The organism is Thiomicrorhabdus heinhorstiae (assembly GCF_013391765.2).
Taxonomy (GTDB): Bacteria; Pseudomonadota; Gammaproteobacteria; order Thiomicrospirales; family Thiomicrospiraceae; genus Thiomicrorhabdus; species Thiomicrorhabdus heinhorstiae.
In genome coordinates, this window is the sequence record NZ_JACBGI020000053.1 from 1 (window position 1) to 659 (window position 659).

Below are 659 nucleotides of genomic sequence, written 5' to 3' on the forward strand. Positions count from 1 at the left end.
GCAGCACTGATGTTTTCATTTACATTGCTCAAGTTCGATACCGTTGATTCCAGACGGTTTTGCAAAGCACCCCATTTCGCACGTTGCAGGTTGATGTTCGACAAATCCTGGTCAATCGCGGCAATCGCCGCTGATGCGTTCGCTTGGGTGTCGACCGCAATCGCCGCCGATGTCTGTAATTGACCCGCACTGAAGTTTTTCATCGATACGGTAATTTTGTTATCCGCACCTGTCTGCCAACCAACGTGTAGATCGACTGTCGCAGTTGAACCGTTCATCAACGCGCTATCGTTGAATTTGGTGGTTTTGGCAACACGATCAACCTCATTTTGCAGCTGTGTGAATTCTTCATCCATCTGCGCACGGTTTTCCGCACTGTAGGTGCCGTTCAATGATTGAGTGGCAAGTTCACGCATACGCTGCATCATGTTCACGACTTCTTCTGTCGCACCATCGACTGTTTGCAGTAGAGAAATACCGTCGTTTGCGTTACGAATGGCTTGATCCGTACCGGCGATTTGTGAGCTCATTCCGGTGGCGATCGCTAGACCTGCCGCGTTATCCGCTGCAGAGTTGATTTGCTTACCAGAAGTCAAACGTTCCATCGTTGTGGATTGTTCATTACTGGTTTGGTTCAAAATACGGTTCGCGTTTAGTGC

General features: G+C 49.0%; 1 protein-coding gene. It reads right to left on the reverse strand.

Annotated features, from left to right (window positions below):
* On the reverse strand, positions 1-659 hold a 659-nt coding region (locus tag H8792_RS12330; RefSeq protein WP_185979310.1), incomplete at both ends, for a flagellin N-terminal helical domain-containing protein.